Source organism: Paenibacillus sp. FSL R5-0475 (genome assembly GCF_038004585.1).
Taxonomy (GTDB): domain Bacteria; phylum Bacillota; class Bacilli; order Paenibacillales; family Paenibacillaceae; genus Paenibacillus_AQ.
This window is the reverse complement of record NZ_JBBORK010000001.1, coordinates 488897-515204: the sequence shown is the minus strand read 5'-3', so window position 1 is coordinate 515204 and position 26308 is coordinate 488897. Positions and strand designations below refer to the sequence as shown.

The window sequence follows — 26308 nt, the reverse complement described above, 5'->3', positions numbered from 1 at the left end:
CCTAAAATCCCCCTTTCACATCATGCAATTCCAAAATTTTGGTCAGTGTGGCGCGCATTTCTTTACGGTGCACAACCATATCAATCAAGCCATGCTGCAGATTAAATTCAGCCGTCTGGAAATCATCCGGAAGCTTCTGGCGAATTGTCTGTTCAATGACTATACGTCCTGCGAAACCGAATACCGCCCCAGGCTCAGCAATAATAATATCGCCAAGACTAGCAAAACTCGCAGATACTCCGCCAGTTGTCGGATCCGTAATTATAGAAATATAAAGGCCGCCCACTTCGTTGAAACGAGCAAGCGCTGCACTGGTCTTCGCCATTTGCATAAGACTTAGAATACTCTCCTGCATTCTCGCTCCGCCAGAAGTAGAGAAAATAAGGAGTGGAAGCTGCTTCTCCGTGGCTTCTTCAATCGCCCGGGTAATCTTCTCACCAACTACAGATCCCATACTGCCGGAGAAAAATTCGAAATTCATCACAGCTACGATCACTGGATGTCCGCCAATAGACCCTTGACCCGTAATCACGGCATCAGTTTGTCCCGATTTTAGTTGCTGTTGCTCCAGTTTAGAGGCATAACCCGGGAATTTCAGCGGATCTATAGAATACATTTCACTATCAAACTCAATAAAGCCCTCTGGGTCTAACGTCATAGCAATACGCTCTACGGCGTTCAAGCGCAAATGATGACCACAAGTAGGACATACTTTTAGGTTCTTTTCCAATTCCTTGCTATACTGGATCGTTCCGCATTTATTACATTTACTCATTAATCCTTCTGGAATTTCCCGTTTGGGGCGTTCGCCTTCTGCAGGCACGCCGCTTCGCTCCAGACGTTCTGAAGGAATAGTCGCGTACTTCCGTTTCTTCTGAAATAAATCTTTGAACACACCCGCACCTCTTCAGCCGTTTATTTGCGTTATGCAGCTTGCCGCTGTCATGACTTTTCTCTTGATAGAAATTCAGGGATGCAGAATAAGATTAAGGACTTCCTGTACTTCCTCCAGTTCACCCGAAGGAACCAATATCTCAAACTGCTGCTTGGACATATTGATTGGACGGCATTTTACTAAAAAACCTTCTTCAGTCAGCTTACTCTTAATCATATCCGCCACTTTGGCGGTCGGCGCGATATATATTACCGTCCACATGCCTTGCAAGGCCTCCCCAATCTTAATTCCCAGCCGTATCCCGTATAATGGAATTATGATAACACAGTTTACTTTTTTCCCGCAACAGGCGTAGGGCAAAGGAAGCAAGACTGAGGAACTCGTTCAAACGAAATGAATCGGGTCATTTATTCCGTATCCGTGACCAGAGGATATACTTTTGCCCCTTCCTGCCGATGAGCGATTCTAGCAGAAGCAGCTGCAGCGATAACCGCTACTAAGTCATCCAAGAACACGTGAATCCTCCCCTTATCATCGTTCAATTCACCAATGATTCCAAGCTTTATTTTGTCCAAGTACCCAAATCCTGTAAGTCCGATCATCCCATATACCCCTGTGATGCCAAGGGCTAGAGTCTCGTCCGCTCCATAAAGTGATTCATCCGCTTCCATTACTGCCTGGAGCGGCTGCGGAAGCAGTCTTTTTTCTGCCAGTTCATCAAGTGCGATCCCCGTCATTAACGTGTACTGCACTTCTCTTTTTCCCAATACAGATTTCACACTGGAAAGGCATTCTTCCTTGGATAAACCGGGATAATAGACCGATTGTAAAATATATACGATTTCAGCAATGGAAGAAAGTGATACGCCTCTACGTTCCAACAGATCAACTGCCATTTGATAGGACATGATGTGATTCCCCTTTCCGCCCAGGGATTCGCCCTGTGGTTTCCTAATGTATGCGGAAAAGGGTGGAATTGTTCTTATTTTATTCTTACGGTACCTGCCCCCAGCATAGACTCGATAGCCGCGATTAGCTCCTCGGTAGGCTTAATCCGATAATTATCGCTAAGGGCCAGGAGCTTCTGATCCCGTTCGTAGAACAGAATCGTCGCTACTGGGCCTGGATGATTCTGCAGCAGCTCCTTCAGGCGCGACAGCTGCGCAGCATTCTCGGCGGCCGGCGTGATCTTGATAAAGACACGCTGGCCTGAGCCTGGCGCTGGCGCAGCGGCCGGTGCAGGTGTTGCAGGCGCAGTTGCGCCGCCTGCAGGTCTGCCAGCGGGGCCAGTGGCGGCCCCGCTAGCCCGCGAAGCAGGAGCCGCGCCACGCGGCGGCGCTCCTGCTGAGGCCGAGCGTCCCGCGCTATACGGGCGGGATGCGGCGGCACTACGGCGCTGCAGCAGACCGCGGAGTGTCTCCGCGGATAGCAGCGCCACTTCCTCGGCCAGCAGCTTGAAGCCTTCGTCCTCCTGCTGCACCTTGGCGCGCAAGGCCAGCAGCGCGCCCTTGGCAATCAAGCCGCGGCTTCGCTTCCACACCTCGGGGAAGAGCACGACTTCGCAGCGCTCGATCTGATCTTCCCATTCGATGAAGGCCATCGATTTTCCTTGCTTCGTCGTAATTTCCTTAACGGATACGACCATGCCGGCCGTAACCGTCTGGCTCTCATCTGCGGCTTCGCCGAGATCCATAAGCCGCTGTATACCCGTCTCCTCAAGCAGCTCAGCACTATCGTCGAGCGGATGACCTGATAGATACAGCCCCAGCAGCTCACGTTCCATCTCCAGCTGCTGTCCTACTGTAAACTTAGGGATATCCGGATAGCGAATCTCCCAATTCGGCGTCTCCACCAAATCATCGAACAACTGAATTTGCAGTTCATCCCGCTCCTTGCGCCATTTCGTCGCGGCGTCAACGGTCTCGTCCAGCATAGCCAGCAGCTGGGCTCTATGACCCGGCAGACAGTCAAAGGCTCCTGCCTGCAGCAAAGACTCCACTACCCGCTTGTTGCAGACCCGCAGATCCACACGTCGACAGAAATCGAGCAGGCTGTCGAACGGCCGCTCCTTGCGGACCGACATAATATTCTCCACTGCTAGCGTGCCGACGTTCTTAATCGCTGCGAGCCCAAAGCGGATATGCCCTGTTCCCGTTTCCTCTCCTGGAACAGGGGTAAACAGTACGCCGCTCTCATTCACATCCGGCGGTAATACGCCGATGCCCGTACGGCGGCAGTCCAGTACATATTCCGCCACCTTACGGTGGGTTCCCATCACAGCGGTCAGCATAGATGCCATAAACTGTACCGGATAATGCGCCTTAAGATAAGCCGTCTGGAAAGCCAACACGCCATAAGCCGCCGCATGCGCACGCGGGAAGCCATAATCTGCAAACCGTACAATCATATCATAAACAGCATTCGCATCCGTTTCGTTATATCCTTGCTGCAAGCTCCCCTGTACAAAATGGCTGCGTTCCTTATCCAACGTCTCGCGCTTCTTCTTAGAAACCGCTCGACGGAGCAGATCCGCTTCACCAAGCGAGAATCCAGCCATAAGCGAAGCAATCTGCATGATCTGTTCCTGATACACAATTATCCCATAGGTATCCGCTAATATAGATTTCAAATCAGGATGGGGATACTCTACTTCGATCTGACCGTGCTTACCTGCTATATATTTCGGGATAAACTCCATCGGACCCGGACGATATAGCGCTAGAACGGATACGATATCTTCAAAGCCATTTGGCTTCAAATCCTTAAGCACACGTCTTACACCCGCCGACTCCAACTGAAAGACCCCAGTCGTCTCACCAGCACCTAGCATTTCATAGGTGAGCGGATCGTGATCTGGTATGATTTTAAAATCTGGAACATTGCCACTCATTTCTTTAATCGAATTCATACAGCGTTCGATAATCGACAAAGTACGCAGGCCCAGAAAATCCATCTTCAGCAGCCCAACACTTTCCAAATGCTCCATAGAGTACTGAGTTAACGCTGTACTTTCGTTTCCCTCTTGAAGGGGTACAGCATCAGTTAACGGACCTTTGGAAATAACAACCCCGGCAGCATGTGTCGAAGCATGACGAGGCATACCTTCCACTTTCATTGCCATATCCAGCAAGCCTTTGATCTTCGGATTACTGTCATACAGCGCTTTTAGGTCTGGAGTAGTCTCCAGCGCTCTAGCAAGGCTGATGCCTAGTTGTCCTGGGATGAGCTTGGCAGCCTTATCTACCTCGTTATAAGGTAAATTCAGTACCCTGCCCACATCACGAACTGCAGCCCGTGCAGCCATGGTTCCGAACGTAATGATCTGTGCCACATGTTCTTTGCCGTATTTCTCCACCACATAAGCGATAACCTCATCACGACGCTCATCACTAAAATCGATATCAATATCCGGCATCGTGATCCGTTCTGGATTTAAGAAACGTTCAAAGAGCAAGTTATACTTAAGCGGATCTACATCCGTGATTCGTAGGGAATAAGCGGTAAGACTCCCCGCGGAAGAACCCCGGCCCGGACCAGTAGCAATCCCCTGACGATGACAATAAGCGATAAAATCCCACACAATTAGAAAATAATCGCTAAAACCCATATTCTCGATGACGCCAAGCTCATAGGCAAGACGCTTTTCAGCGGTTTCTCTTTGCTCAGGCGATGCCCAAAGCGGTGTGTCTATATACCGTTCTTCAAGCCCTTTAAAGCACAACTCTCGCAAATATGCAGCGGAGTCCTTACCTTCTGGAATTGGTGAATAGGCAGGCAGAATATGTTGACCGAAGGTAAGCTCCAAATTACATTTTTCTGCGATCAATAGCGTGTTACTGTTAGCTTCAGGCACATGCGGGAACAACGCCGCCATCTGATCACTGCTTTTGAGAAACAGCTGATCTGTTCCGATTTTGAGCCGTTCCTCATCATCCACAGTTTTACCTGTTCCAATACAGATCAGAACATCCTGTACCTCTGCATCTTCCTTGGCCAAATAATGGACGTCATTCGTAGCTACAAGTGGGATCTCACAGGCCTTGGCAAGTGCGATCAGCTTCGGATTTACTCGTTTTTGCTCGGAAATTCCGTGATCTTGAAGCTCCAGGTAGAAGTCTTCGCCAAAAATCTCCTTATATCGCAGCGCAGCTTTTCGCGCCTCGTCATCTCTTCCATGCAACAGATGCTGCGGCACTTCGCCGCCAAGACAGGCACTGAGGCATATGATCCCCTCCGAATGAGCGGCCAGAACCTCCATATCAATACGAGGTTTATAGTGATGACCTTCCAGATGACCGATAGAGATCAGCTTCATTAGGTTCTTGTAGCCGGTTTCATTCTTGACGAGCAGAATCAGGTGATAAATCGGTTGATCTTTACGACTGCCTCGCTCACGGCGAGAGCCCGCGGTTAAATAAGCTTCACAGCCGATAATCGGCTTGATTCCATTCTCTTTACACGCTTTATAAAAGGGGATCGCCCCATACATCACTCCATGATCCGTAAGCGCCAGCGACTTCATGCCGTATTCGCCGGCCCGGCGCACGAGATCGGTAATGCGCGCCGCCCCGTCCAGTAAACTGTATTCGCTGTGCACATGCAAATGCACGAAAGGGCTCATTATCCCACTTCCTTTCTACTACAAAAATCAAACATAAATAGTTGTTCAAAAAGTCCGTTTTTATCACGAAGTAACCCAAGAAGCTTACTCGACATCGAAGATTGAATTCAGGCGAAACTTCCGGTGCTCACGTAGCTTCCACTACGCTCCACTCCTCATTTTCTACCTTCTTTAAATCTTCTTGGTGCTGAAAACCGTACTTTTTGAACTCGCACTATAAGATGAAACTATTTTATCATATTAAAGGGGGACCCGCCCATAGAATGGATTAAGAGCACATGGACAGGCAACGATTAGAGATGCCTCGTCCGGGAAGGGGCCTTTATGAGCATTTTTATGAGCAAAGCGATCCTCGATTTCTTTATCGCCTTCGGCATCGTACTTGGCGGAGCTATGGTCGGCGGAATCGGCGCCGTAGTATCCCTGCAACCACCGACGCAAACCATGCTAGATGTAGCAGACCGGATTAAAATATGGGCACTTGCCGCCGCTGTAGGGGGTACTATGGACCCTTTACGGGTCATTGAAAGCAATGTAATTGGAGGCAACCTCTCCCCCGCCATCAAGCAAATCATGTATATTGCCTTCGCTTTTCTCGGAGCTCATATGGGCAGCGAGCTAGTAAAATGGGTGTGCGGCAGGGGGTAACGCCAGTGAGAGTTCCACCATTCAGTCGTTTTCGTAGATTCACCCAAATTTCCGCTATATTCATGCTGGGGATCGTCGTAGGAGCTGTCATATACAATGCTATTTTCCATGTTGGGTATAATGTGTTGTGGCTGCAAAATCAAGACTTACGCGTAGACATTGAGCAATATCAGGAAGATATTAAAACGCTCAAAAAATACAATAATACCTCTACCGTAATCAGAGAAATCAAAATCCGTTCGGAAGAGAGCAAGTCCAAAGAAGATAACCCCCTTGACCCCGTAACTGTAAAATTAATTATAAGCCAAATGGGCTCAGATCTGGAGCCCATGCGTGGCCGCAGCATGTTCGATATTGACACAGACAGTAAACTGGTTAGGCTGCTGTTGGATGGAAAACTATACATCGTGCGGGATAAAGAATACTCTGTCAAAATCCGGACGATGCTTGTCATGGAAGGCGTTCTACAAATCTGGGTGGAAATCAGTCCTTTTAAGCGCAACTAGCAACAATCGTGTGATACAATAATGGACAGACGAAAGTGGAAATTACTTCAAGGCTTTTGCACGACATGATAAAGGAGCTGGCTGTCCATGGTTTTATTTATCAAGTACTTATTGTTTATCCTGCTGGTGATCTTTGTAATCGGCGCCGCTGTGTACAGCTTATCCTCTCGCCGTGCCTTAAATCCCCAAGATAAGGGGCTAAAACGCTCCGTCATGAATGTGATGCTGGGCGCTATGCTCGTAACGCTTTCCCTGATTTCCATGTTTCTATTTCGCGGCTCCACCGTTAATATCATTGTTGAAGCTGCCTTTCTTCTAATCGGTGTGTTTAACATCTTCTCAGGAATACGCAGCTATAGTTATTACAGCCGTAGCCGTAGCCAGGAACAACACCAGTCGAAAGCCTAGACTATCCCTCTGATAGGATTACAAGAATAAAATAGACTACCCTCACTATCATCGTTGAGGGCAGTCTATTTAAGCATGTTTGTGATTCATTATCTATTAGCCGTGATCAATGGATTGCAGCATCAGAACAGCTTTCGCTACCAGGGTATCCGAATAGCTGATCTCTATTTCAAGCTTACATGTACGGCGACTAATCTCGAGCAGTCTCGGCATTACAATAATCGCGTGTTCGATCTGTACCGGCCGGATAAAATAGGTGGACATATTATCTAATACATAGTCATTTCCTGTAATATCCTTAGCTGCCTTAAACGCAGAGAGCGTCATTAGCGTAGACAATACACCTTCAGAAATGGTACCAAGGTCTGTGGCCATCTGAGGCGTAATAAAGCCGTGAAAAAACAATCGTCCCTCTTCATCCCGCTCATCCGCAAAACCGTTCCAGATGAGATGATCGAAGGTCTCCCCAAGCTGTGGAGTGTTACGGACATCTCGCAGACTTTGCAGCACTTCTTTACGGGTTAGGGAGCCCACCAATTTGCGGTTACGGTCTACAATGGGGAGAAAATCGACACCTTCCCACATCATGATCTGCGCAGCTGAAGCTAGTGAGGTATGCAGCGCAGCGGTAACCGGACTCCGAACCATAGCCTTTTCAATACTTTGCCCTTCTGCCAGGTTCTCTACTTCGCGTCGGCCGATAATCCCAATCACTCGGTTCCATTCATCTGTAACGGGAAAACGTTGCTCTCCAGTTTCCTCTGAAATCTGTCGTAACTCACCTACGGTACTTGAAATTTTTAATGTAATCATACGCGGTTTGCTGTCGACAATATCTTCTACCAGCATAATTTTTTTCTTAATCAATCTATCAAAAATCGCTCGGTTAATCATTGATGCCACGGTAAACGTGTCATGTCTTGATGAAATGATGGGGAGATCCAGTTCGTCGGCTAATGCCTTCACTTCACGGCTCGTCCCGAAACCACCTGTAACCAGAACTCCGGCACCCTGCTCTAGCGCCAAGGAGTGTACATCATCGCGGTTACCCACAATAAGCAGACTGTCTGCGTCTATATAACGAATCATCGCGTCGACCTTCATCGCACCGATCACATATTTATGTAGATGTTTACTCAGTCCGCTAGCCCCGCCGAGAACATGACCTTCCACAATATCAACCACGTCACCAAACGTCAGCTGTTCAGAAATGTTACGAGGCTTCTTTTCTACACGTACTGTACCAATCCGTTCCTTCGTAATGACAATTCCAAGATTCTCAGCTTCCTTAACGGCACGATAAGCCGTTCCCTCACTGACCAACATTTCTTTTGCAAGCTTACGAACAGATATTTTGGAGCCTACCTTAAGACTTTCAATATGCTGCAGCAGTTGCTCGTGTTTAGTAATTGCATCGCCTTGACCTTCCAACTGTTACACCCCCGCACTCCGATCTGTACTATACTGTACTCATTATACACGGAGAGAATGGCACAGTACAACCGATTCATAAGCATCGAATTCGAATTTAATTACCCGTTATTTAGCAACCTTTTCCTCTTTTTTATAGTCTGAGAGTTAAAGAAAGAGGAAAGGAGCATTGTGGATATGAACAAGACCACGTTAATAATATTTACCATTACTTTGCTTTTCATAGGACTGATCGGCTGTGGAACTACGAGAACCGAAGTAAAACAATCAAGCCAAATAGAGCTGGATGCACAAAATATAGTTTCTATTAACTTAATAGAAAAAGACCAGCCGGTGACGACTATTTCTGAAGCATCATCCTTGGAACGTTTTGTTCAAGCCATAACTGCTGCTGAATATGATAAAGGACAACTAGATATTGCTCCAAGCGATTACAGAACCACCGTAAACATGAAGGACGGCATAAGTTATGAGTTCTCTTTTTGGATCGTCAGAAGCAACAGTGGGTTACTCATTAAATCGGAACAAACGGGTCACTATCGTCTTTCAGATATCAGCAAAAAAGATGTGTTGGACTTGTTCCAATCGACTGGTAAAGAAGATAAGATTTCTCCAGCAGACACTACTAACCCACAGCCCCCTAACGTTCAAGTTACTGTTGGCGGTGAGCATTTCGATGCCATTCAAGGCTCTTATTGCTGGAATGACAATGGCAAAGGCGTCTGTGTAGATATGGCTTCTTATGATCAATTAGTTACCAAACAGAAGGTACATCCCAAAGCCATCAGCCGTGATCAGGTAGAACTCAAATTCTCATCTGCACCCAAGGAGATAGAGGTTGTGGCTTCATTTCCTGGTGAGGAACGTCCAGACGAAGCTCTTTCCGTAGAAAATAACAGTTTTCAACTCGCAGCAGGTAGCGGAAAACATCTGTATATAATCCAAGCAAGATGGCCTCAGGGGAGCGCCAGTTATGTATTTGAAGTAGAATGCTCTGCCAGTAAAGAGTAACCCGTTTGTTAGACAAACTGGGTAGTGGGTAGGCGAATAGAGAATAGTCCCTTAAGAAAAAAAGGAAAAATATGTTATGATGGAGAGGTGAAAGGGGATGACTTTATGCAATTTCTTTTTATACTCGCGATTCTCGTTCCTGCGGTGTGGTACTACGCGGCTCTAGGTAAACGGATATCTGCAGAAGAAAAGAAAGCTGGAAAAGATCTCTCGGATGAGATCAATCCTTTTACAGGTGCAAGATAACTTTAACCCCCCTGCTTTGCGGGGCAATTTTAAAGCCCACTGGCTTAAGCTAGTGGGCTTTTCTGTGAATCTAGGGGATTTATACCCTTCTTTTAGCTAATTCGGCGCTTTTCACGGCAATCTAGGGGATTTATACCCCTCTTTTAGCTAATTCGGTGCTTTTTACGGGAATCTAGGGGATTTATACCCCTCTTTTCGCCATTTCAGCGTTTTCCACGGGAATATTTAAATCTAGTTACTTATGAAAGCTAACCCAATTCTATGATCTTTGTGTAACTCTAGTTTCTTCTTTCCATTTGGACTGCCATTGCTCCAATTTTGCTTTTCGCACAGCTTCCAAACGCTTGGTCTTCTCCTCATCAACACCGATAATAAAATGGAGATGTGCCGCAATGACCATAAAGGCAAAAAGTGACCAGACTACCCCAAAACCAAATACCCAGCTAGGCCCATTCGCAAGCGATAACTTCGGCAGAGCATACAAAAGCATGGCCAACGCCAGCAACAGATAGACACCATGTTTAAACTTGTTTCTTTTTCTCATTACTAACAGCTCCTCGTAGACAAGATATTCGATTGAATCTATATCTCTACTCTATGAACATGAAGCCCGTAATATGAGACAAGTCCATAAAAATATACTTCTACTCAAAAAATTATATAAAATAGTATGCATTTATGTAGCTAGCAAAGCTTATATATGAGATGATTATTTCATTTAGGGGGCGATTTAGAATTGAATGCAACTTATACTCATACCGAATACATAATTCGAAAAAAGGTATTTTCGATCATGGGTGCGAAACTTCATATTTATGATAACGCCGAGCAGCTTGTACTCTATTCACAAATGAAAGCATTCAAGTTGAAAGAGGATATTGCACTGTACACGGATGAGTCTATGCAAAAGGAGCTTCTGCGTATAAAAGCCCGCAATGCCATCGACTTTAGTGCTGTTTATGATGTACATGATTCGGAGACTGGCGAACACGTTGGTGCTCTTCGGCGTAAGGGACTCAAATCGATTTTGAAAGATGAATGGACGATTCTCGATCATCATGATCAGGAAATCGGAAAAATCAAGGAAGATAGCACCGCGATGGCTATACTCCGCCGCTTCATCTCTATTATCCCTCAAAAATATAATATCGAGATGAATGATACAACGATCCCGACTTTCAAACAAAATTTTAATCCATTCGTTACTAAAATCATCGCTGACTTCTCTGAGGATCCCAAGGGAATGCTTGATCGCCGCCTAGGTTTGGCTGCTGGTATTCTTCTCTGCGCAATCGAAGGAAAACAAGATTAGCGAGTTTACTCATGTGCTAGTCACAAGAATAAATAGGGTGTTCCCAATGCCAACCGGCTTCGGGAACACCCTATTTAGATTGCACTGATCAAACTTTTCAGGTGAATACCCGCTTACTAAAAGCGTTTATTCGCCATACAATTGCGACAAGCTCTCGGTAATGATCTTGTTTACATCCTCAATTACAACACTCAGACGGCGTTCTGCATCGAACAGACGGCGAATCCCAAGATTCATGTTAAGCACCTCGAATAATTTCTCCATCTTCTCCATTTCTTCCTGTGGAGGCATATCTCCGCTCATCATCCGTTGTTGAAGCTCCAATTGACCATTGCGGAAGTTGTCGAGCATTGCCTTGGCTTCAGGATCTGTTTCTACCAGTTTCATCGCGTTGGTGATATCCGCTACCTCAGTGCTTTCTTTAATGGCTTTCGCCAGTTCATGTGCTTTGTCGTGAATACTCATTATGATTCCTCCTAAAAGTTTTGTAAGTCACTACTTCTCGATTCGTCTTCGTACAAAACTCACTTCGAAAGCGTTGCTTAAGTTTTGTTAGCGTTCGCTTCCTAGAGTTACTTCGTACAAAACTCACTTCGGAAGCACATCTTAAGTTTCCAAATATTGATTCATCCCATGCTTGTTTCGCTTCTTGGGTCAGACTTATGAAATGATGCGGCAAGGTTTTTAAAGAGTAGGTCAATCACCAAGGGTCATATGTCTCCATATGATGAATGATATGTAACCCTTAGCTACCAAATTGCCGGCATCATGCTGCCTACCGGAAGGAGATCCACGATGTCCCAATTCAAGATCCCGGTCCATACGGTCCACACGGGCATCCTGCAGGAAAACGCTATAATGCTTGGCGAACGATCCATGAAAAGACTCAAAATCCCGGCTCACGGAACGCTCCAGCTGGCTTTCGGCTCTTTCCGGCAGGAGGTTACCATTATCCCGGCTCCCAAATCCGAAAGCCTGCGTGTAAGCGAAGGACTGGCGCGGCGGACCGGATGGAAACATCGGCAAACCCTCAACGCCTCTTACAGCTCCGTAAGTCGTACCTTGCGACTCGGACCGTTGATCGGTGTACTCGTCAGCCGTGACCATCCAGATAATCTCGACAGGCTGTTTGGACCCATTACCATGTTCTGTCGAGAATTAACAAATGCCTGCCACTCACAAGGCGCCTATGTATATTTCTTTACCCCGGAAGCGCTGGAAACAAGCAGCTCTTCCATCCAGGGCTGGGTATACAACGAGGGTTGGAGGAAAATGAGTCTGCCCATTGCCGATGTAATCAACAATCGGCTAACGACGCGAAAGGTGGAGAATAAACCTAGCGTACAGCATTTTTTGGCGGATGTAAAATCACGGTATGGAACGCATTTCTTCAACGAAAAATTTCTTGACAAGACAGAAGTATTTGAAGCTTTAGCGCAAGACCCTTCATTGAAGCGGTATTTACCGGAATCGCATGCTTTAAACGGTTTTGCTGTTGTAAAGAAAATGTGTAGCCAATACCCAAGCGTGTTTCTAAAGCCTGTACGGGGCAGTCTCGGCAAAGGCATTCTCCGAATCTCCAAAGATGAAGGCGGAGGATACCGTTTGTTATCTACTACCTCTATAGGTACACGCAAACAAAGCTACCCGACATTAGCTAAACTGTACCAGTCCATTGCTCCCAAGATGAAGACAACGCGCTACCAGATTCAACAAGGATTACCTTTGATGGAGCTCGGTAAGCGTCCTGTAGATTTCCGAGCACTTGTACAGAAGAATGGTACCGGAAAATGGGGCGTTACCTCCATTGTCGCTCGCACCGCTGGAAGCAATCATTTCGTCTCCAATCTAGCAAGAGGTGGCAGTCTCAGTACTGTCCGTGAAGCCGTTAGCAAGAGCAGCCTTCCTCCAGGTACCAAGGATAGCGTACAGCTTCAGCTTCCAAGAGCAGCACTTGCCATTGCAAGAGGAGTAGAAACCTTTATCCCTGCTCATTTCGGAGAGCTCGGAATCGATCTGGCACTGGATCAATCCGGACGAATATGGCTCTTGGAGGTCAACTCCAAACCTTCCAAGAACGATAATACACCGCTAAACGATCAAAAAATCAGACCGTCCGTCAAGCAAATGATTCTGTATTGCCGCTATTTGGCCGGTTTATAAGGAGGACACAATGACTGAAACAGCTATGGGGTTCCTCGGCATTATGACGGGCCGTCGCCATGGGAATCCTCCGATTGCCGAGCCAGAATTTTGCAGTCATTTATGCCGTGCAGCTCCGCGATACAACCTTAAAGTCCTCGTGTTTCATCCGGACGGAGTAGCGGCAGACGGGTCATCTATAACCGGTTATACATGGAAAGACGGAAGCTGGCACAATACGACCTCTACACCACCAGATATCATTTATAATCGTTGTTTTTACAATAGTCCGAAAGAAAGAAAAGAAGCCTCGTCTGCACTCTCTTTCCTTCACCGCTCACTACCTTGGTCAAGAGGTTTACCTGATAAATGGGGCGTATACGAGATCTTGAAGCGCAACCGAAGAGCCGCTATTTTACTGCCGGAAACTGTTCTTTATACCGGTACACGCAAGTTAAGCAATATGCTCGCTGAAAGAGAATACGGGGTCTTCCTAAAACCCAAAGCAGGCTCTCATGGCAAACGTACATTGCATGCCATACTGCAGAACAGACGCTCTGGAGGAGGCATAAGAGTACGAGGGCGTGATGGGACAAATACACCCTTTCAATATGTATTCAGCTCGCAGGATGAAGGACTGAACTGGATTCATGAATTTATCGGCACACGCCGCTATATTATACAGCCTTATCTGCACCTAACTAATCGTAAGGGGCAACCGTTCGATGTGCGTGTATTGATGCAAAAGAATGGCCTCGGTCGCTGGGATCTTACTGGCATGGCCGTTCGGCTGGGTAATCATGGTTCACTGACTTCGAACCTGCATGGCGGTGGAACTGCGGTTCCTCCCTTGCCCTTTTTACTTGCAGAATATGGTCAGGACGGAAAAGACATCATGCAGGAGCTTGCTGCAGAAGCTGCATACTTGCCTCCTCTTCTGGAGGCCGCATGCGGTAGGCTTGGAGAACTCGGCCTAGATTTCGGTATTGATTCGAGCGGTCGGATTCATTTACTTGAAGCAAATTCCAAGCCAGGGCGCACGGTATTCCGGCTGACGGGCGACCGCCGGGCTGCTAAGCTCGCCGCCGAGAATCCACTGTCTTATGCGCGCCATCTGCTACTCACACAGCGACGGATACCATCCCTATCTACGGACAGCTCCGTTATAAACGGGAGAATGATAACAATGGTTCCTAAGGAGGATTCATAAATGAGTCTCACTTTTTGCAATGTGCATTTTACTAAGCAGCCCCAAAGAGTTGTATATGTATCAGGTGCACTGATGAAAAGCTTGAAATTAACCGGGAAGAAGAACATTCGCCTTAGACTCGGTAAAGATGCCATCCCGACCATGATCAAGCCCATCAAGCGCGCCGGAAATCATCTATTCCTCGCCACTGGTGTAAAGAGTGCTATCAAGGTTCCGAAATCTGGTGGTATCTATTTACGCAATCTGCAAAACGACGAGGTACAGCTTGGACCTTTGGTCGGTGTTTTGACCGATGGGCCAGCATCTTCAAATCAACCCTTCGGTTCTCGCACTGGCTTTATAAAGCAATTACTGCGGGAAGGCAGTAACAAATGTTATATATTTGCCTTTATGCCGCGTGATATCAACTGGCAACAGGAGCAGGTCTATGGTTATTTCTTAACCGCAGGCGGCAAATTCGAACGTAAAATGGTTCCTCTGCCTGATGTCGTCTACAATCGGCTCCCCAGTCGGAGAGCGGAGACTTCACCTTATATCAACCAGCTTCGCGAACGCTTTATGCGCAAGAAAATCCCTTACTTCAACTGGAGCTTCTTCAATAAGTCCGATATTTATCGGTTGCTAGAGAATGACGGAGCTGCAAACCGTTACGTCCCTGAGACACACAGCAATCCCTCCTCCGAAAAAATGAGGGAAATGCTGGATCACCACCATTTTGTATATTACAAACCTTCCGCAGGCAGCCTGGGTCACGGGATTTACCGACTTACCTATCTGCCGAAAAAAGGATATTTTGCCCGCTACCGCAAGGGTGGAAAAAACGTACTTCTGCGCTTCACTACCTTTGAAAGCCTCATGCGTATGCTTCGGTCACGACACGGTCAAGGCCTGCAAAATTATATCGTCCAACAAGGAATACGTTTGATTGAAATTGATGGCTGCCCCATTGATTTCCGATTCCATATGCATAAAAACGGCAGTAATCAATGGATTGTAGTCGGTATTGGCGCTAAGAAAGCCGGCCGGGGCAGTGTCACCACTCACCTCAAAAACGGGGGGGCATTGCTTACACCTGGGCAGGCGCTCGGGCGTGTATTCGGCAGCCGAGCAGATGAAGTATTACAGCGTGCGAAGAGTACAGCCATTAAGCTGGCAGAATCCTTAGAAATCCAGCATCGTCATTTGCTCGGTGAAATTGGCTTTGATCTCGGCATTGATCAGGATGAAGACATCTGGATGTTCGAGGCCAACGCCAAACCAGGACGTTCCATCTTCCGTCATCCTTCCCTGCGCGCTGAGGGCAAAGCTTCCATCGAGCACATACTGGAGCATTGTCTATACCTCAGCAAATTCCGCAGGAGGGATGAGATGTGAACACCCATATTCCGGATGAAACAAAACCCGTTATTGCCATACTGACAACCAGCGATAAAGTAAGGCATTTTAATGGCAACCGTAATAATTTCCGGGACATCATTCGCACAGGCAAGGAACTGGGATTTCTTGTCTACGTCGTCACTGTCCGTGACTTGAAGCTCGAGGAACGGATGGTGAACGGTTATGTCCCATCATCCAGCGGAAGAATATGGTACAGCATTCCGGTACCTCTTCCACAAATCATATATAACCGAATTCCTACCCGTGAGGATGAGGAAAAACCTGCTGTCGTACGCAAAATAGCTCAATGCCTGGAACATCCAGGCATTAAGCTATATAATCCATATTTTTTCAATAAATGGAGTCTATTTGAATGGTTGAAAGGCTCGTATGCTACCTCGAAGCATGTTCCAAAAACCAGACGTTTACGCAGTGCAAATACGCTTATCGCCATGCTAAATAATCATACTAGTCTCTATCTTAAACCTGAGAATGGCAAAGCAGGTAAAGGAATTATGCGTTTAAAATACCGTGCAGATACCACATTACCCTATCGGCTGCAAATTCAAAGCGGCAAAAAAAATGTGACCTACAAAGCTGCCTCAGTAGAACGCCTCTGGGCACGGATAGGCAAAGAAAAGGGAAACTCGCGCTACATCGTACAGCAAGCTATTGAACTAGCGACTCACCGAGGACGACCATTTGATCTACGTGTACTTCTGCAGAAAAACAGCAGAGGTGGCTGGGCAATGACCGGCATAGGTGCGCGTCTAGCTGGTGCCCGCAGCATCACTACGCATGTACCTCGTGGCGGAAGTATCGAGGAGCCCTCCACCATGCTGGAAAGCACATTTGGAACCGAAAGAGCAGCCTCTATCTTAAAAAGTGTACCTACAACTGCTCTGTTAATTGCCAGACAAATTGAAAGAGCCTCTGATTCTATGCTCGGGGAGATGTCGATGGATCTCGGTGTCGATGAGAACGGCGGACTCTGGTTCTTTGAGGCAAACTCCCGGCCGATGAAATTTGATGAGCCTGCGATTCGCAAGCTTTCTTTGGAGCGAATCTTTCAATATGGCCAGCACTTAGCACGCCATATCAAATAGAATCCATTAAAGGATGTGACACAGCATGCAGATATCCTCTATCTACGACACTGATGCTAAAAAGTGGAAATCGCGGCTAACCGGACTGCTTGAGTTTATAAGAGAGCATGGGGAGCGTCGGATTACAAACCAAGCTTGCAAGGTAATGGCCCGATTAACTCCAGAACAGTTGTCAGAGCCGGGTGTCTCGCTGCTTGTCGCCACCGTACGCGGTCAGAATGGGCGCCAGCTAGCAGGAGTAAGCTTCGTATCCGGTTTCGGTGAAGAGGCCTGTCTCGTTGCCGTGCATCCCTTATACCGAAATAGGCATACCGGCACCGCCCTTATGGCCGCCCAGTTAAAGCGTTTAGGCCGTCTGGAATGCAGTGTTGCCAGCGATAATACAGCCAGTCTGAAAATGTGTTTCAATGTTGGTCTTGCCGCAGTAGCGCTTACTAGTGGCCCTACTGGCAAGCCAACTTTATTGATCCGGTCACCACAGAATACCGTCAGTACTACAAACTCTCCACAAGAAGGTGAACTCCTGTGCCAGAGCCCGTCTTAGGCATTCTTACTTTGTATATAAATGAAGCCAAGCAGCTTGAAGAAAAGGCCGTGTACCGGAGAATGATCATTGAGGGCAATCGAATGGGCTTGGATGTTTTTGTATTTACCCCCATGGATGTCCATCCCAGCAAAGAGCAGATCCATGCCCTTGTCTTTGATCCAAAGAGCGGGAAATGGTCACGCAAATGGCGTTCCTTCCCGAACATGATTTATGACCGTTGCCGTATCCAGCGCAGCACGCGCTTTCAACAGTTGCTTCGTTTCCGTGAACGCTATAAACATCTGCTGTTTCTGAATCGTCCACTGCGCAACAAATGGACCATACACCAAACGTTCTCACAAAAGAGTCGCTTCCGGCAGCATATGCCAGAAACATTACTGTATCATTCCTCTGCCGATCTGCACCGAATGTTGAAGCAGAGCCCGGTACTCTATATCAAGCCAGCAAACGGCACAGGTGGACGCGGTATCCTTAGAATTGAGCGGGTAAAGGACAGTAAAGGGGGATTTGATATTCAAGGCCGTCGCCAAGATCGCCGGATTATTCCACCCCGAAAGGTCTCTGCCTCCCGATTGGATTCCATCGTTCGACAATGGTGTATTGGTGGACGTTTCCTCGTCCAACAGGGGATTCCAGTACGTCTGCCTGGCGGACGTTTCCATGATTACCGCATGCTCGTTCAAAAGAATGGGCAAGGCGTCTGGGAACTGACAGGAATGGCAGCAAGGGTCGGTGCGGCGCGAAGCGTAACCTCCAATCTTCATGGCGGTGGGCACGCCGTTCGAGCTGAAACGCTCCTGAAGGAATGGCTGGGTAGTCAAGATAAAACCGATAAGGTTATGAAAACTGCCGAAAGGTTAGGTCTTGATGCCGCTGCCTTCTTGGAAGAAAGTTTCGGAGCCTTATGTGAACTTGCACTGGATCTTGCCATTGATCGAGAAGGAAAAATCTATGTGCTGGAGGTTAATCCAAAGCCTGCACGTGAAGTGTTTGCCCGATCAGGGGACGGCAACACCTATCGCAAAGCACTAGTGCGACCTTTAGAATATGCGTTATGGCTATATAATAACAAAGGTGCCCCAACCACAGCTAAGACTACTGAGGAATAAATTGATACTCAACAACAAAAGCAGCGGCTTCCCAACTTGGGCAACCGCTGCTTTTGTTAAAAATAGGAATTAATAAATTCACTGCTACAATTAAGGATTTATGATTCCCGACTGAATCAGAAGTCTTCTTACTGCAGCGGCTGCCTCGGCACGAGTAATATTCTCGTTAGGCGCCAGCCGCTCATTTCTACCTACAATGATGCCGGCAGAAAGATTCATTTTCACGTCTTTTTCTGCCCATTTGGCAATCGATTTCGAATCCGTAAAAGACTGAAGCAGCTCTAAATACTGCTCTTCACTGCGGGTAGATACTAGCTTGGTAATTTTCATCGCTCTGCTGACGATGGTCATCGCTTCTTGTCGAGTAATGCTGTTATTCGGTCTGAATGTATCGTCAGGATAACCGGCAATTAGACCATTCTCTATCGCAACTTCCATTTCCCGTTCATACCAGACATGTGCCGGGACATCACTGAAGGATACAGACCGCTCATCATAATTGACAATTCCCAAAGCTCTGACCATCATAGCCGTGAATTCCGCTCTGGTGATTGCGCGCTGCGGCTCATAGACCGTATCGCTCGTGCCATTCGCAACGAGCCTGGAGCCCATAACATTAACATCCTGTTTGCTCCAATGCCGCTCAACATCCTGGAACTCTTCCGGATTCCAGATTAATCCGAAGACTCCGGTCTCGAGGCTGTTAATGCGCGCATAGTAACGTCCATTCTCTATATTCACATAAGTTGGCTGATGATAAATCTCACCATCCTTGTAGAGAACACCTGTTGTAATCTTCATTCCTTCCGGTACCGGCAACGTATATTCTCCCCAACCTTGACTTGAAACGGATCGGGTCTGATTTTTATACGATGCTTCGATATAGAACTTGACAGGTTGACCTACAGGCTGTACCTGCTCCCTCTTGGCTGCCAGTTTGAATCCTTCAATGTAACTCTGATCGGCTGTGGTTAATCCTACACGAATCACAATGTCTTTTGGATTCATATGTTCTTGTCCAAATAGCTTCTGGATTTTATCCAGACTTACATTACCAGAATTCAGCTTGATAGTACCTAAGTCGGTTTCAACCTTAATCACTCCATCCTGATCCTGCAGCTCCTTCAACTTCTCGCCAGTCAGTTCAGTACTTCTGGTGTCTGCTGGTACCGGTACAGGAGCAGTGCTGACAACAATCGGGTTGCCGGAGTGCTGAGAGTCGTCCGATTTCTTATCTGCGATTTGAATCATTTGGAAAATACTGAATTTATCAATCTGGAACTCTGCAAATTCCGGTTCACCTTTAGCGGTGTATCCAATCCGGAGAGGAGAATACACTACAATGTCTCCGTCACTATGCTCAACATAGATTCTCAGACTATCCAGGAAGGCATCTCTGGCAACGGAGCTCTGAACAGGAATCTTGTCAGTCAGCTCAGACAGCGGAATCCGGATATACGTATTGATCCCACTGTAGTTAGTCTCAATCCCCCGCGGTATTCCCTGAACTTTAACGGTCTGGTTATTGGCTAGTAAAAGCTTCGTAGTACCAATATTAACGGCGTTCGTCTGGAAGGTCTGCTGTTCCTTTAAATTCCGTACCGGTACAATTCTGAAATACAAGTCTGTACCGGCAGCTTCAAGCTGCTTGATACTTGCTTCATCCAAATGAATGGATGCCAGACTGGTGACGATATCCAATGCAATGTTGCGCCCTGCAAGGGTCAATATGGCCGATGCCGGAATTTCTATGGCAATCTCATCCGCATGTTCAGAAGGATCGTCCACGTGACTTATGGTCAGGCTTCGATTCACCAGATCTGGATCATTTGGATTCACAGCTTCCACCAAATTAAACATTTGATTGTCGTCCACAATGATTGTATCGATCTTAGTCCCATCCGACATATTCGTTCTTAGAATGTTGATACCTTGCTGCAACGGCTTGCCATCGTTATTAATAGACAACTCTGCCTGTCTGGAGGTCACTTGACGGATAGCTCCGTCCTTCGCCACTCCCAGCGCCTTGACAATCAGCAGATATTTTTTGGTCGCAGTTTTGCCTTTTCGGCTAAAGGTTGCTGTCAGAATGACGTTGGTCTCTTCATTTTTCCGGTTAACCTTGCCTTTAGCTTGATCAACGTTCTGATCAATTCCGATTACTGCCGGGTGATTAGAGGCCCATGTAATATCAGTGTTGTACTTTCCAGTCTGCAGCAGCAGGAAGCCTTCAGTTACACTTTCCCAAATGTCACCTTCTGCAAAGACTGCGGCATCGTCTATCTTCAAACTTCTAGCTGCCTCGTCCACTGCTTCTTGATCACTCAGCTTTTTGACGATGACCGTAAACGTCTTGACTCTAAATTCGCCCGGCTTGTCCGGATCGGCAAGCCGCACGGTAAGCACTATCTTTACATCCTCTTCTTCCGGACCTGGTCTGCTGACCCGGCCAGTGTTCGAGATGATGTCAGGATTACTAGATGTCCAAGTCAGTAAGGAACCCGTATCTCCTTTAGTCGTCAAAAATATATTTTTCTTTACGGAAGTCTCGGAATCTCCTGGTGCGTATACAATATTCGCATTAAGTTCATCCTTGGGAAGATCAACCAGACTTGTTCCCTTAACCGTGATGTAGAAGTCCTTTTCATGAAAGAAGCCATCCTTCGTTACCCGGGCGGTCAATCTGACAATCGTATCTTTCAATGGTCGCTGGATTTCTCCTGTGTTACTGACAATATCGCTTCTATGGCTGGTCCATACTACTTTGGAATCATAGAAGCCATTCGAGATCAGCTGGATATTTTGCGTTACGCTGTTTACCGAATCCGGATTGGTATAGCCAATTCTCAACATACCGATTTCTTCTGCCAATTGTTCATTAATATCTGCAATCTTTGCCTTAACATAAAGGACAAACTCTTTCTTAAAGATCACTTCACCCTTGCTTACCACTGCAGTCAGGGTTACCTTCTGGTCCCCTTCCAGATAACCAGGACGCGTCACCTTACCATCTGTGCCGATGACTTCCTTATTCGATGTACTCCAGGTAATGCTGCTGCCGTTGCTACCTTTTGTCAGCAGTTTCAGCAGCGTCTTCACATCCTCCTGGCGCTCATTTTCGGCCCGGATCATCTTCCAGGTCAACCCTGCCAGGTCTTCGCTTACGGCTTCCGCGTCATTCATCGGCTGCTTGATGACTGTCACAACGAATTCCTTGGTCTGAACAGCTTTACCCTTGCTTACTGTCGCAGTCAAGGTTACCGTCTGGTCCCCTTCCAGATAACCAGGACGCGTCACCTTACCGTCTGTGCCGATGACTTCCTTATTCGAAGTACTCCAGGTAATACTGCTGCCGTTGCTGCCTTTTGTCAGCAGTTTCAGCAGCGTCTTCACGTCTTTCTGGCTTTCATTATCGGCCCGAATCATCTCCCAGGTTAACCGATTTAAATCTTCAGCAACCGACTGTTCATCGGTTCCCGCTTCTTTTTTGACAATAAGAATAAAGGTCTTCGTCTGGATAGAAGAACCGTTCTTGAATTCCGCTGTTAATGTAACCTCTTGATCCCCTTTCTCGAATGAGGGTCTAGTAACAGTACCGTCAGGCGAGATGACCGCTTCATTCGTAGATTTCCAGATGATCTTACTTCCGTAAGTCCCCTTCTCAGTAAGATATACATCCGAGGTGACAGACTCTTGCTGGATATTCTCTTCCCGGATCGTGTCCCAGGTAAGATCAGTCATATCCCTAACAATTAGAGAAGTTGCATCCGGCACCTGCAAATCGAAATTATTTGAGGTGAGTGATGCTGCAGCGTCAATGACAATTGCAGGATCAACTGTGACCGAAGCAAATGCGGAAGCATCGGATTTCTTCGTTGCCTGCCCCGTAAAGTGGACTTCGAGTATAGTGTCACTGATGCGCACCACAGTGAAGTCCAGTCCCTCCGGTAGGTTATTGATCGTTACACCAGTGTTAACCTCTTCGGTAAATCTGCCGTTCTTCAGGGTTACCCTCAAGGTCTCCTCGACCGAGCCGTCGCCCGCATCATGGAGAACATCTGGAGAAGCCGAAATGGACGGCGGCGGAGAACGGAATAGGACCGAGAAGGTAGTTGACGGGATTCCCGCGACCGTCACCTCCGCATTATTTATACTATCCGTGATTTCGTGGCTGTTTGCATGTCCGGCAATAGATAAGGTTATTTGGGTAGGATTGTCAATCGTAATATCGCCTATTTCCAACCCATCCGGCCAATTCACCGCGTATACTGAATCTGTAACGGATGCATCAAAGATTCCGTTCTTGAGCTCCAGAACCAGTGCATCGGCAATGCTGCCATCATTAAGATCGGATTCATAAACAGGTGAGTGAACGACCAGAAAAGGCTCCTTGTCCTTAAAATCAATCTTAAACGTATTAGTGCTTAGAGATTTCGGACTTCCGACAAGCTTATCAGCGGCTACCGTTACGTAGGCATTGTATACGTCCTCCGTCTCCATTGCGATGCCGTCAAAGCCGATTTGAAGCTCCTTATCAGAGATTCTCTTCAATGTCGCGCTTAGCCCGTCAGGAAGATTTCGAATCTCGATATCATTTGAACCAATATCCGAAGCAAATTTGCCGCCGGTAACGGACAACAGCAATGTCTCGGAAATCTGCCCACTACCGTATACCGCTTCCGAGACAATGCCTTTATCCAAGCTCAGCATAGCTGGATCAATAAAGGTAAGACTGAAGGTCTTGGTTGTTAAATCAGCGGAAGTCCCGATCAGATTCTCTTTGCCGACTGTCACAGACAAGTTATCTACACTAAATTCCTTACTGTGGTTTACCGCTGCACCGGTCAGCTTGAAGTTGAGCTCGTTCTCACTCAACCGGGTCACCTCAAAGCCCAGTCCGGCGGGCAGGTTGTTGATCCGAATATGGTTCACGTCAATCGGATCGGTAAGGGTAGCTCCAAGGATGTTGACCTTCTGGTTACCCTTCACCGTACCATCATTGGCCTCCGTCTCAGTCAGAGGGCCGCTGCCCTCATCCAGCTCGATTTCCGCGAGAACCTCTTTGAAGTCCCGCTCGTCTAGACTGGTGTAGTAGGTGAAGCTCTTGCTCTCACTTGGAGCCAGAGCGCCCGAATCCCAGGTCATCGTGATACCCGTATCAGCCACCACTTCCTGATTTTTAGGCTTCGGACTGTCATACGCCTCAAAGGCATAAGGATCTACATTGGTAAATCCGAATACGGATGCCTTGGCCTGCGGATTGCTTGAGTAAAAGAAGATAGGTGCTCTCGAACTAAATGCTTTAAAGAGCGGGTCTGCGTCCGAATTGGTCTTCGCTTCAACGACAGCAACGCCATCCTCCTCTACGGTATGAGTTACCCTATTAGCCGTTGCATATGATCCGCCCTGGTCTACCGTATTATCCGGATCCATTGAACGCATATACCGAGCTCCATCCCAGGTCTGGTCGGAGAGATTCTTAATGGTAACGTCATTACGGTAGAACTTGTAATCTTCTTTAAAGCTTATAACCTGCTTAATTTCCATTGTTCCGTCCCATGTAGAGACGATAGTCGCACTCAGGAGCCCTTTATCCTCCTGCGAGGTATTCAATACCGTAGTCGGCATTTGCTTGGTGTTCATCACAGCTGAATTGGATTTCGCATATGTATTTCCACCCACCTTATAGCCTACCGCGAACCGTTCCTCGGGAGTCCCAGGCAAATAATAATCCACGGGCAGATCCAAGCCAGTGCCATACCCGTCATGATCCGCACTCATGCCAAGATTATTTCTACTGCTTGTTCCGCGGAAGTTCGCGGGTTTATTGCCCTCAGTGCCGAAATCGCCCCAGTTGCTGATTCCAAGTTCTATATATTTCCCTCCCAGGAATAGCTCAGACCCGCCTAATCCGCCATATTCGGCCCTTGCCCCCGCTGAACCTGCAGCCGCGTTTACTGTTGCAGGTGCAACAGGAAGCATGGACAATACCAAAGACAACACCAACATTATCGAAAACAGCTTATACCTCTTCATTGTTCACTCTCCATTCCTCATAGTCGTTTTACTGCCTTCACTTTTCCGGTGTATGAAAAATGATGGCAGGAGACTGCGAATGTTTACAGCCTGCCACCCCCAACGGGGGAACTTGCTAACAGGCAGGATGTCCAATTCGCGCCAATCTTTCAGTTTGAGCACCTGCACTCCTCCTTTTAGAGAATGATGTAGTTTCATAAAACCAAATCAATCTCACAAAAAACTCACAAAAACTCGATTGGTGTCGAGATATTTTCCAGCAGCACAAAAAAAGCAGAGCGAACGATGGCTCGTTGGCGCTCTGCCTGCATAGGTTATGAAAACTGCCGAAAGGTTAGGTCTTGATGCCACTGCCTTCCTGGAAGATTCTGATGTTCTGAGGAACTTATATTAGAAAAACTCGTTGTATTGAAGATTTTGATTAGCTGAGCCAAGGCGTTAGAAAAAAGAAGAGTATAGTGGTACCCACACAAATATGGAGCAAGAGCTGTAAGTCCTTTTCTAATAGATGTTTTATAAACAAAAGATAGCTCACGATACACAACAAAAAAACAGCAATATAAAAAAATAAGGAATCATAATGAGTAACTATAAATAAGTCTCCGCCACCAATAGAAAAGACTATACCTATTACTAAAAACCACATGCCCACTCCAAGTGCAGCGCTTAAAGCAATAAAAAGGAAGCTCATTATCATTTTTAATACTCCTTTAACATGCTTTTCGAATCCTTATCATCACATAGGAATAACCCCTTTCCATGATCTATCGGATCATCCCCTTTGTTTATGTATATCTTTTTAGCTTTGAGCTATTCCTGCATCTGCATTTAGAACCTTAACATTAAAAAAGGCAACCCTCTGCTTAGATGAGGTTTGCCTTTTATTCGTTTACCAAATATAAATCGCGATATTCCTATTCGCTAACCGATGCGTTGTCGTACAAGTCTATCAACTCATCGAAGGAAGTGATAATTACATCGGAGCCCTTCAGCTCATCCTGACGGCCAAAACCTGCATACGCACAGCCGATGACGGTTTGAGCATTTCCCTTACCTGCCTCCACATCGGACGAGCGATCGCCTACCATCCAGGCACTCTTGATTCCATGATTGTCCAGCAAAATGCGTAGCAATTCTGTCTTCGTCGCAGTGCCTTGACCACCGGCACTATACAATCCTTCAAATAACTCTTTAAGCTCATGCACCACAACTATACTGTGAATGTATTCCTCCAGCCCATTACTAGCCACAAACAACCGTACTCCACGCTCTTTTAGGGCAGTCAGTGTTTCGACCACCTGAGGATACAGTAACGTCCCACCTGCTTCAAGTCCTTCGACCTCAAGCTGCAATAGCAGCTCATCTGCACGGCGGTGCACCGCCTCATCGGCATCAGGCATAACCTTCTTCCAAATATCTGCCAGCAGCATCCCTAAGCCGCTTAGAATAAGCTCTTCCGGCGGTGTTGGTCCTGAGTATAATCCCTCTTCCCGCAAAATATCGAACATTTTATGATATGCAGGTAATAAAAGACTTTCAGTCTGGAACAATGTTCCATCCATATCAAAAACAATCGCTTCCGGCTTGTTCAACTCCGAGTGAACCGCGTTCAGTTCTGTTCCTTGTACCTCTTTACTCATCTGTTGTTCCTCCCCATTCTCTTTTGCTTCAGGTAAGCACATTCATCTGCACGAAATTTCCAG

Annotated in this window: 23 protein-coding genes; 12 read left to right on the top strand and 11 right to left on the bottom strand. The window is 47.0% G+C overall.

The features are described 5' to 3' along the window. Position 1: 1 nt before the first annotated feature. The 4 genes from accD to MKX41_RS02040 form a co-directional block, all read right to left on the bottom strand. The gene (gene accD / locus MKX41_RS02055) at positions 2 to 895 is read right to left on the bottom strand and encodes an acetyl-CoA carboxylase, carboxyltransferase subunit beta (RefSeq protein ID WP_042186509.1); all 894 of its coding nucleotides are present in this window, start codon (positions 893 to 895) and stop codon (positions 2 to 4) included. Positions 896 to 967: 72 nt separating this feature from the next. Then, on the bottom strand, positions 968 to 1156 hold the full coding sequence (locus tag MKX41_RS02050) for a hypothetical protein (RefSeq protein WP_042125966.1): 189 nt from the start codon (positions 1154 to 1156) through the stop codon (positions 968 to 970). Positions 1157 to 1302: 146 nt separating this feature from the next. Beyond that, entirely contained in the window at positions 1303 to 1803 is a 501-nt protein-coding gene (locus MKX41_RS02045; RefSeq protein WP_340968400.1) for a phosphatidylglycerophosphatase A family protein, read from the bottom strand. Between the two features lie 74 nt (positions 1804 to 1877). Continuing rightward, positions 1878 to 5516 (bottom strand): DNA polymerase III subunit alpha, encoded by a 3639-nt coding sequence (locus MKX41_RS02040; RefSeq protein ID WP_340968398.1) that lies wholly within the window; start codon positions 5514 to 5516, stop codon positions 1878 to 1880. A gap of 324 nt (positions 5517 to 5840) precedes the next feature. Here MKX41_RS02040 and MKX41_RS02035 point away from each other — a divergent pair, with 324 nt between their 5' ends. The 3 genes from MKX41_RS02035 to MKX41_RS02025 all read left to right on the top strand — a co-directional run bounded on the left by MKX41_RS02035 (position 5841) and on the right by MKX41_RS02025 (position 7078). Beyond that, entirely contained in the window at positions 5841 to 6164 is a 324-nt protein-coding gene (locus MKX41_RS02035; RefSeq protein WP_042186502.1) for a YtrH family sporulation protein, read from the top strand. Positions 6165 to 6169: 5 nt separating this feature from the next. Then, a complete protein-coding gene (locus tag MKX41_RS02030; RefSeq protein ID WP_076300904.1) occupies positions 6170 to 6670 on the top strand; it encodes a DUF4044 domain-containing protein in 501 nt (166 codons plus the stop codon). Between the two features lie 87 nt (positions 6671 to 6757). Beyond that, positions 6758 to 7078 (top strand): YtpI family protein, encoded by a 321-nt coding sequence (locus MKX41_RS02025; RefSeq protein WP_042186497.1) that lies wholly within the window; start codon positions 6758 to 6760, stop codon positions 7076 to 7078. Positions 7079 to 7174: 96 nt separating this feature from the next. On the opposite strand, the gene MKX41_RS02020 is transcribed toward MKX41_RS02025, so the two are convergent. Further along, a complete protein-coding gene (locus MKX41_RS02020; protein WP_340968395.1) occupies positions 7175 to 8509 on the bottom strand; it encodes a DRTGG domain-containing protein in 1335 nt (444 codons plus the stop codon). Between the two features lie 177 nt (positions 8510 to 8686). On the opposite strand from MKX41_RS02020, the gene MKX41_RS02015 reads away from it, so the two are divergent. Then, entirely contained in the window at positions 8687 to 9520 is an 834-nt protein-coding gene (locus MKX41_RS02015) for a hypothetical protein (RefSeq protein WP_340968394.1), read from the top strand. A 105-nt stretch (positions 9521 to 9625) separates the two neighbouring features. Beyond that, positions 9626 to 9766 carry a hypothetical protein gene (locus MKX41_RS02010; protein WP_179085720.1) on the top strand — a complete coding sequence of 47 codons (141 nt, stop codon included), beginning with the start codon at positions 9626 to 9628 and terminating at the stop codon, positions 9764 to 9766. Positions 9767 to 10025: 259 nt separating this feature from the next. Here the strand turns inward: MKX41_RS02010 and MKX41_RS02005 are convergent, their stop codons facing one another. After that, complete coding sequence (locus MKX41_RS02005; RefSeq protein WP_042186490.1) at positions 10026 to 10310, bottom strand: hypothetical protein; 285 nt, start codon at positions 10308 to 10310, stop codon at positions 10026 to 10028. A 192-nt stretch (positions 10311 to 10502) separates the two neighbouring features. Here MKX41_RS02005 and MKX41_RS02000 point away from each other — a divergent pair, with 192 nt between their 5' ends. Next, the gene (locus MKX41_RS02000; protein ID WP_042186488.1) at positions 10503 to 11078 is read left to right on the top strand and encodes a hypothetical protein; all 576 of its coding nucleotides are present in this window, start codon (positions 10503 to 10505) and stop codon (positions 11076 to 11078) included. A 126-nt stretch (positions 11079 to 11204) separates the two neighbouring features. Here the strand turns inward: MKX41_RS02000 and MKX41_RS01995 are convergent, their stop codons facing one another. Next, positions 11205 to 11543: a YlbF family regulator gene (locus MKX41_RS01995; protein WP_042186485.1), complete on the bottom strand. Its 339-nt coding sequence runs from the start codon at positions 11541 to 11543 to the stop codon at positions 11205 to 11207. A 330-nt stretch (positions 11544 to 11873) separates the two neighbouring features. Here MKX41_RS01995 and MKX41_RS01990 point away from each other — a divergent pair, with 330 nt between their 5' ends. From MKX41_RS01990 to MKX41_RS01965, 6 genes are read left to right on the top strand one after another with little or no spacing between them, the layout of a single operon-like run. Further along, positions 11874 to 13241: a YheC/YheD family endospore coat-associated protein gene (locus MKX41_RS01990; RefSeq protein WP_076283327.1), complete on the top strand. Its 1368-nt coding sequence runs from the start codon at positions 11874 to 11876 to the stop codon at positions 13239 to 13241. A 10-nt stretch (positions 13242 to 13251) separates the two neighbouring features. Beyond that, a complete protein-coding gene (locus tag MKX41_RS01985; RefSeq protein WP_052404216.1) occupies positions 13252 to 14430 on the top strand; it encodes a YheC/YheD family endospore coat-associated protein in 1179 nt (392 codons plus the stop codon). Further along, positions 14431 to 15804, top strand: coding sequence for a YheC/YheD family endospore coat-associated protein (locus MKX41_RS01980; protein WP_042186478.1), 1374 nt, complete (start codon positions 14431 to 14433; stop codon positions 15802 to 15804). Next, complete coding sequence (locus MKX41_RS01975; protein WP_340968390.1) at positions 15801 to 16913, top strand: YheC/YheD family endospore coat-associated protein; 1113 nt, start codon at positions 15801 to 15803, stop codon at positions 16911 to 16913. The genes MKX41_RS01980 and MKX41_RS01975 overlap by 4 nt, the downstream gene beginning before the upstream one ends. A gap of 25 nt (positions 16914 to 16938) precedes the next feature. Then, positions 16939 to 17457, top strand: a complete 519-nt coding sequence (locus MKX41_RS01970) for a GNAT family N-acetyltransferase (protein ID WP_076283330.1) — start codon at positions 16939 to 16941, stop codon at positions 17455 to 17457. Further along, complete coding sequence (locus MKX41_RS01965) at positions 17439 to 18569, top strand: YheC/YheD family endospore coat-associated protein (protein ID WP_340968389.1); 1131 nt, start codon at positions 17439 to 17441, stop codon at positions 18567 to 18569. Before MKX41_RS01970 ends, MKX41_RS01965 begins: the two co-directional genes overlap by 19 nt. A gap of 90 nt (positions 18570 to 18659) precedes the next feature. Here MKX41_RS01965 and MKX41_RS01960 read toward each other — a convergent pair whose 3' ends face one another. The 4 genes from MKX41_RS01960 to MKX41_RS01945 all read right to left on the bottom strand — a co-directional run bounded on the left by MKX41_RS01960 (position 18660) and on the right by MKX41_RS01945 (position 26245). Next, positions 18660 to 24605 carry an S-layer homology domain-containing protein gene (locus MKX41_RS01960; RefSeq protein ID WP_340968388.1) on the bottom strand — a complete coding sequence of 1982 codons (5946 nt, stop codon included), beginning with the start codon at positions 24603 to 24605 and terminating at the stop codon, positions 18660 to 18662. A gap of 3 nt (positions 24606 to 24608) precedes the next feature. Further along, positions 24609 to 24767: a hypothetical protein gene (locus MKX41_RS01955; RefSeq protein ID WP_340968386.1), complete on the bottom strand. Its 159-nt coding sequence runs from the start codon at positions 24765 to 24767 to the stop codon at positions 24609 to 24611. A gap of 259 nt (positions 24768 to 25026) precedes the next feature. Then, positions 25027 to 25302 carry a hypothetical protein gene (locus MKX41_RS01950; RefSeq protein WP_076283332.1) on the bottom strand — a complete coding sequence of 92 codons (276 nt, stop codon included), beginning with the start codon at positions 25300 to 25302 and terminating at the stop codon, positions 25027 to 25029. 217 nt (positions 25303 to 25519) lie between these two features. Further along, positions 25520 to 26245, bottom strand: a complete 726-nt coding sequence (locus tag MKX41_RS01945; RefSeq protein ID WP_076283333.1) for an HAD family hydrolase — start codon at positions 26243 to 26245, stop codon at positions 25520 to 25522. Positions 26246 to 26308: the final 63 nt, after the last annotated feature.

Excerpts from the sequence above, each read along its gene's own strand:
- MKX41_RS01970 (WP_076283330.1), top strand. The coding sequence starts at position 16,939 with ATGCAGATATCCTCTATCTACGACACTGATGCTAAAAAGTGGAAATCG.
- MKX41_RS01945 (WP_076283333.1), bottom strand. The coding sequence starts at position 26,245 with ATGAGTAAAGAGGTACAAGGAACAGAACTGAACGCGGTTCACTCGGAG.
- MKX41_RS02050 (WP_042125966.1), bottom strand. The coding sequence starts at position 1,156 with ATGTGGACGGTAATATATATCGCGCCGACCGCCAAAGTGGCGGATATG.
- MKX41_RS02010 (WP_179085720.1), top strand. The coding sequence starts at position 9,626 with ATGCAATTTCTTTTTATACTCGCGATTCTCGTTCCTGCGGTGTGGTAC.
- MKX41_RS01980 (WP_042186478.1), top strand. The coding sequence starts at position 14,431 with ATGAGTCTCACTTTTTGCAATGTGCATTTTACTAAGCAGCCCCAAAGA.
- MKX41_RS01985 (WP_052404216.1), top strand. The coding sequence starts at position 13,252 with ATGACTGAAACAGCTATGGGGTTCCTCGGCATTATGACGGGCCGTCGC.
- MKX41_RS01995 (WP_042186485.1), bottom strand. The coding sequence starts at position 11,543 with ATGAGTATTCACGACAAAGCACATGAACTGGCGAAAGCCATTAAAGAA.
- MKX41_RS02040 (WP_340968398.1), bottom strand. The coding sequence starts at position 5,516 with ATGAGCCCTTTCGTGCATTTGCATGTGCACAGCGAATACAGTTTACTG.
- MKX41_RS02035 (WP_042186502.1), top strand. The coding sequence starts at position 5,841 with ATGAGCATTTTTATGAGCAAAGCGATCCTCGATTTCTTTATCGCCTTC.
- MKX41_RS01960 (WP_340968388.1), bottom strand. The coding sequence starts at position 24,605 with ATGAAGAGGTATAAGCTGTTTTCGATAATGTTGGTGTTGTCTTTGGTA.
- MKX41_RS02005 (WP_042186490.1), bottom strand. The coding sequence starts at position 10,310 with ATGAGAAAAAGAAACAAGTTTAAACATGGTGTCTATCTGTTGCTGGCG.
- MKX41_RS02025 (WP_042186497.1), top strand. The coding sequence starts at position 6,758 with ATGGTTTTATTTATCAAGTACTTATTGTTTATCCTGCTGGTGATCTTT.
- MKX41_RS02015 (WP_340968394.1), top strand. The coding sequence starts at position 8,687 with ATGAACAAGACCACGTTAATAATATTTACCATTACTTTGCTTTTCATA.
- MKX41_RS01990 (WP_076283327.1), top strand. The coding sequence starts at position 11,874 with ATGTCCCAATTCAAGATCCCGGTCCATACGGTCCACACGGGCATCCTG.
- MKX41_RS01950 (WP_076283332.1), bottom strand. The coding sequence starts at position 25,302 with ATGATAATGAGCTTCCTTTTTATTGCTTTAAGCGCTGCACTTGGAGTG.
- MKX41_RS02045 (WP_340968400.1), bottom strand. The coding sequence starts at position 1,803 with ATGTCCTATCAAATGGCAGTTGATCTGTTGGAACGTAGAGGCGTATCA.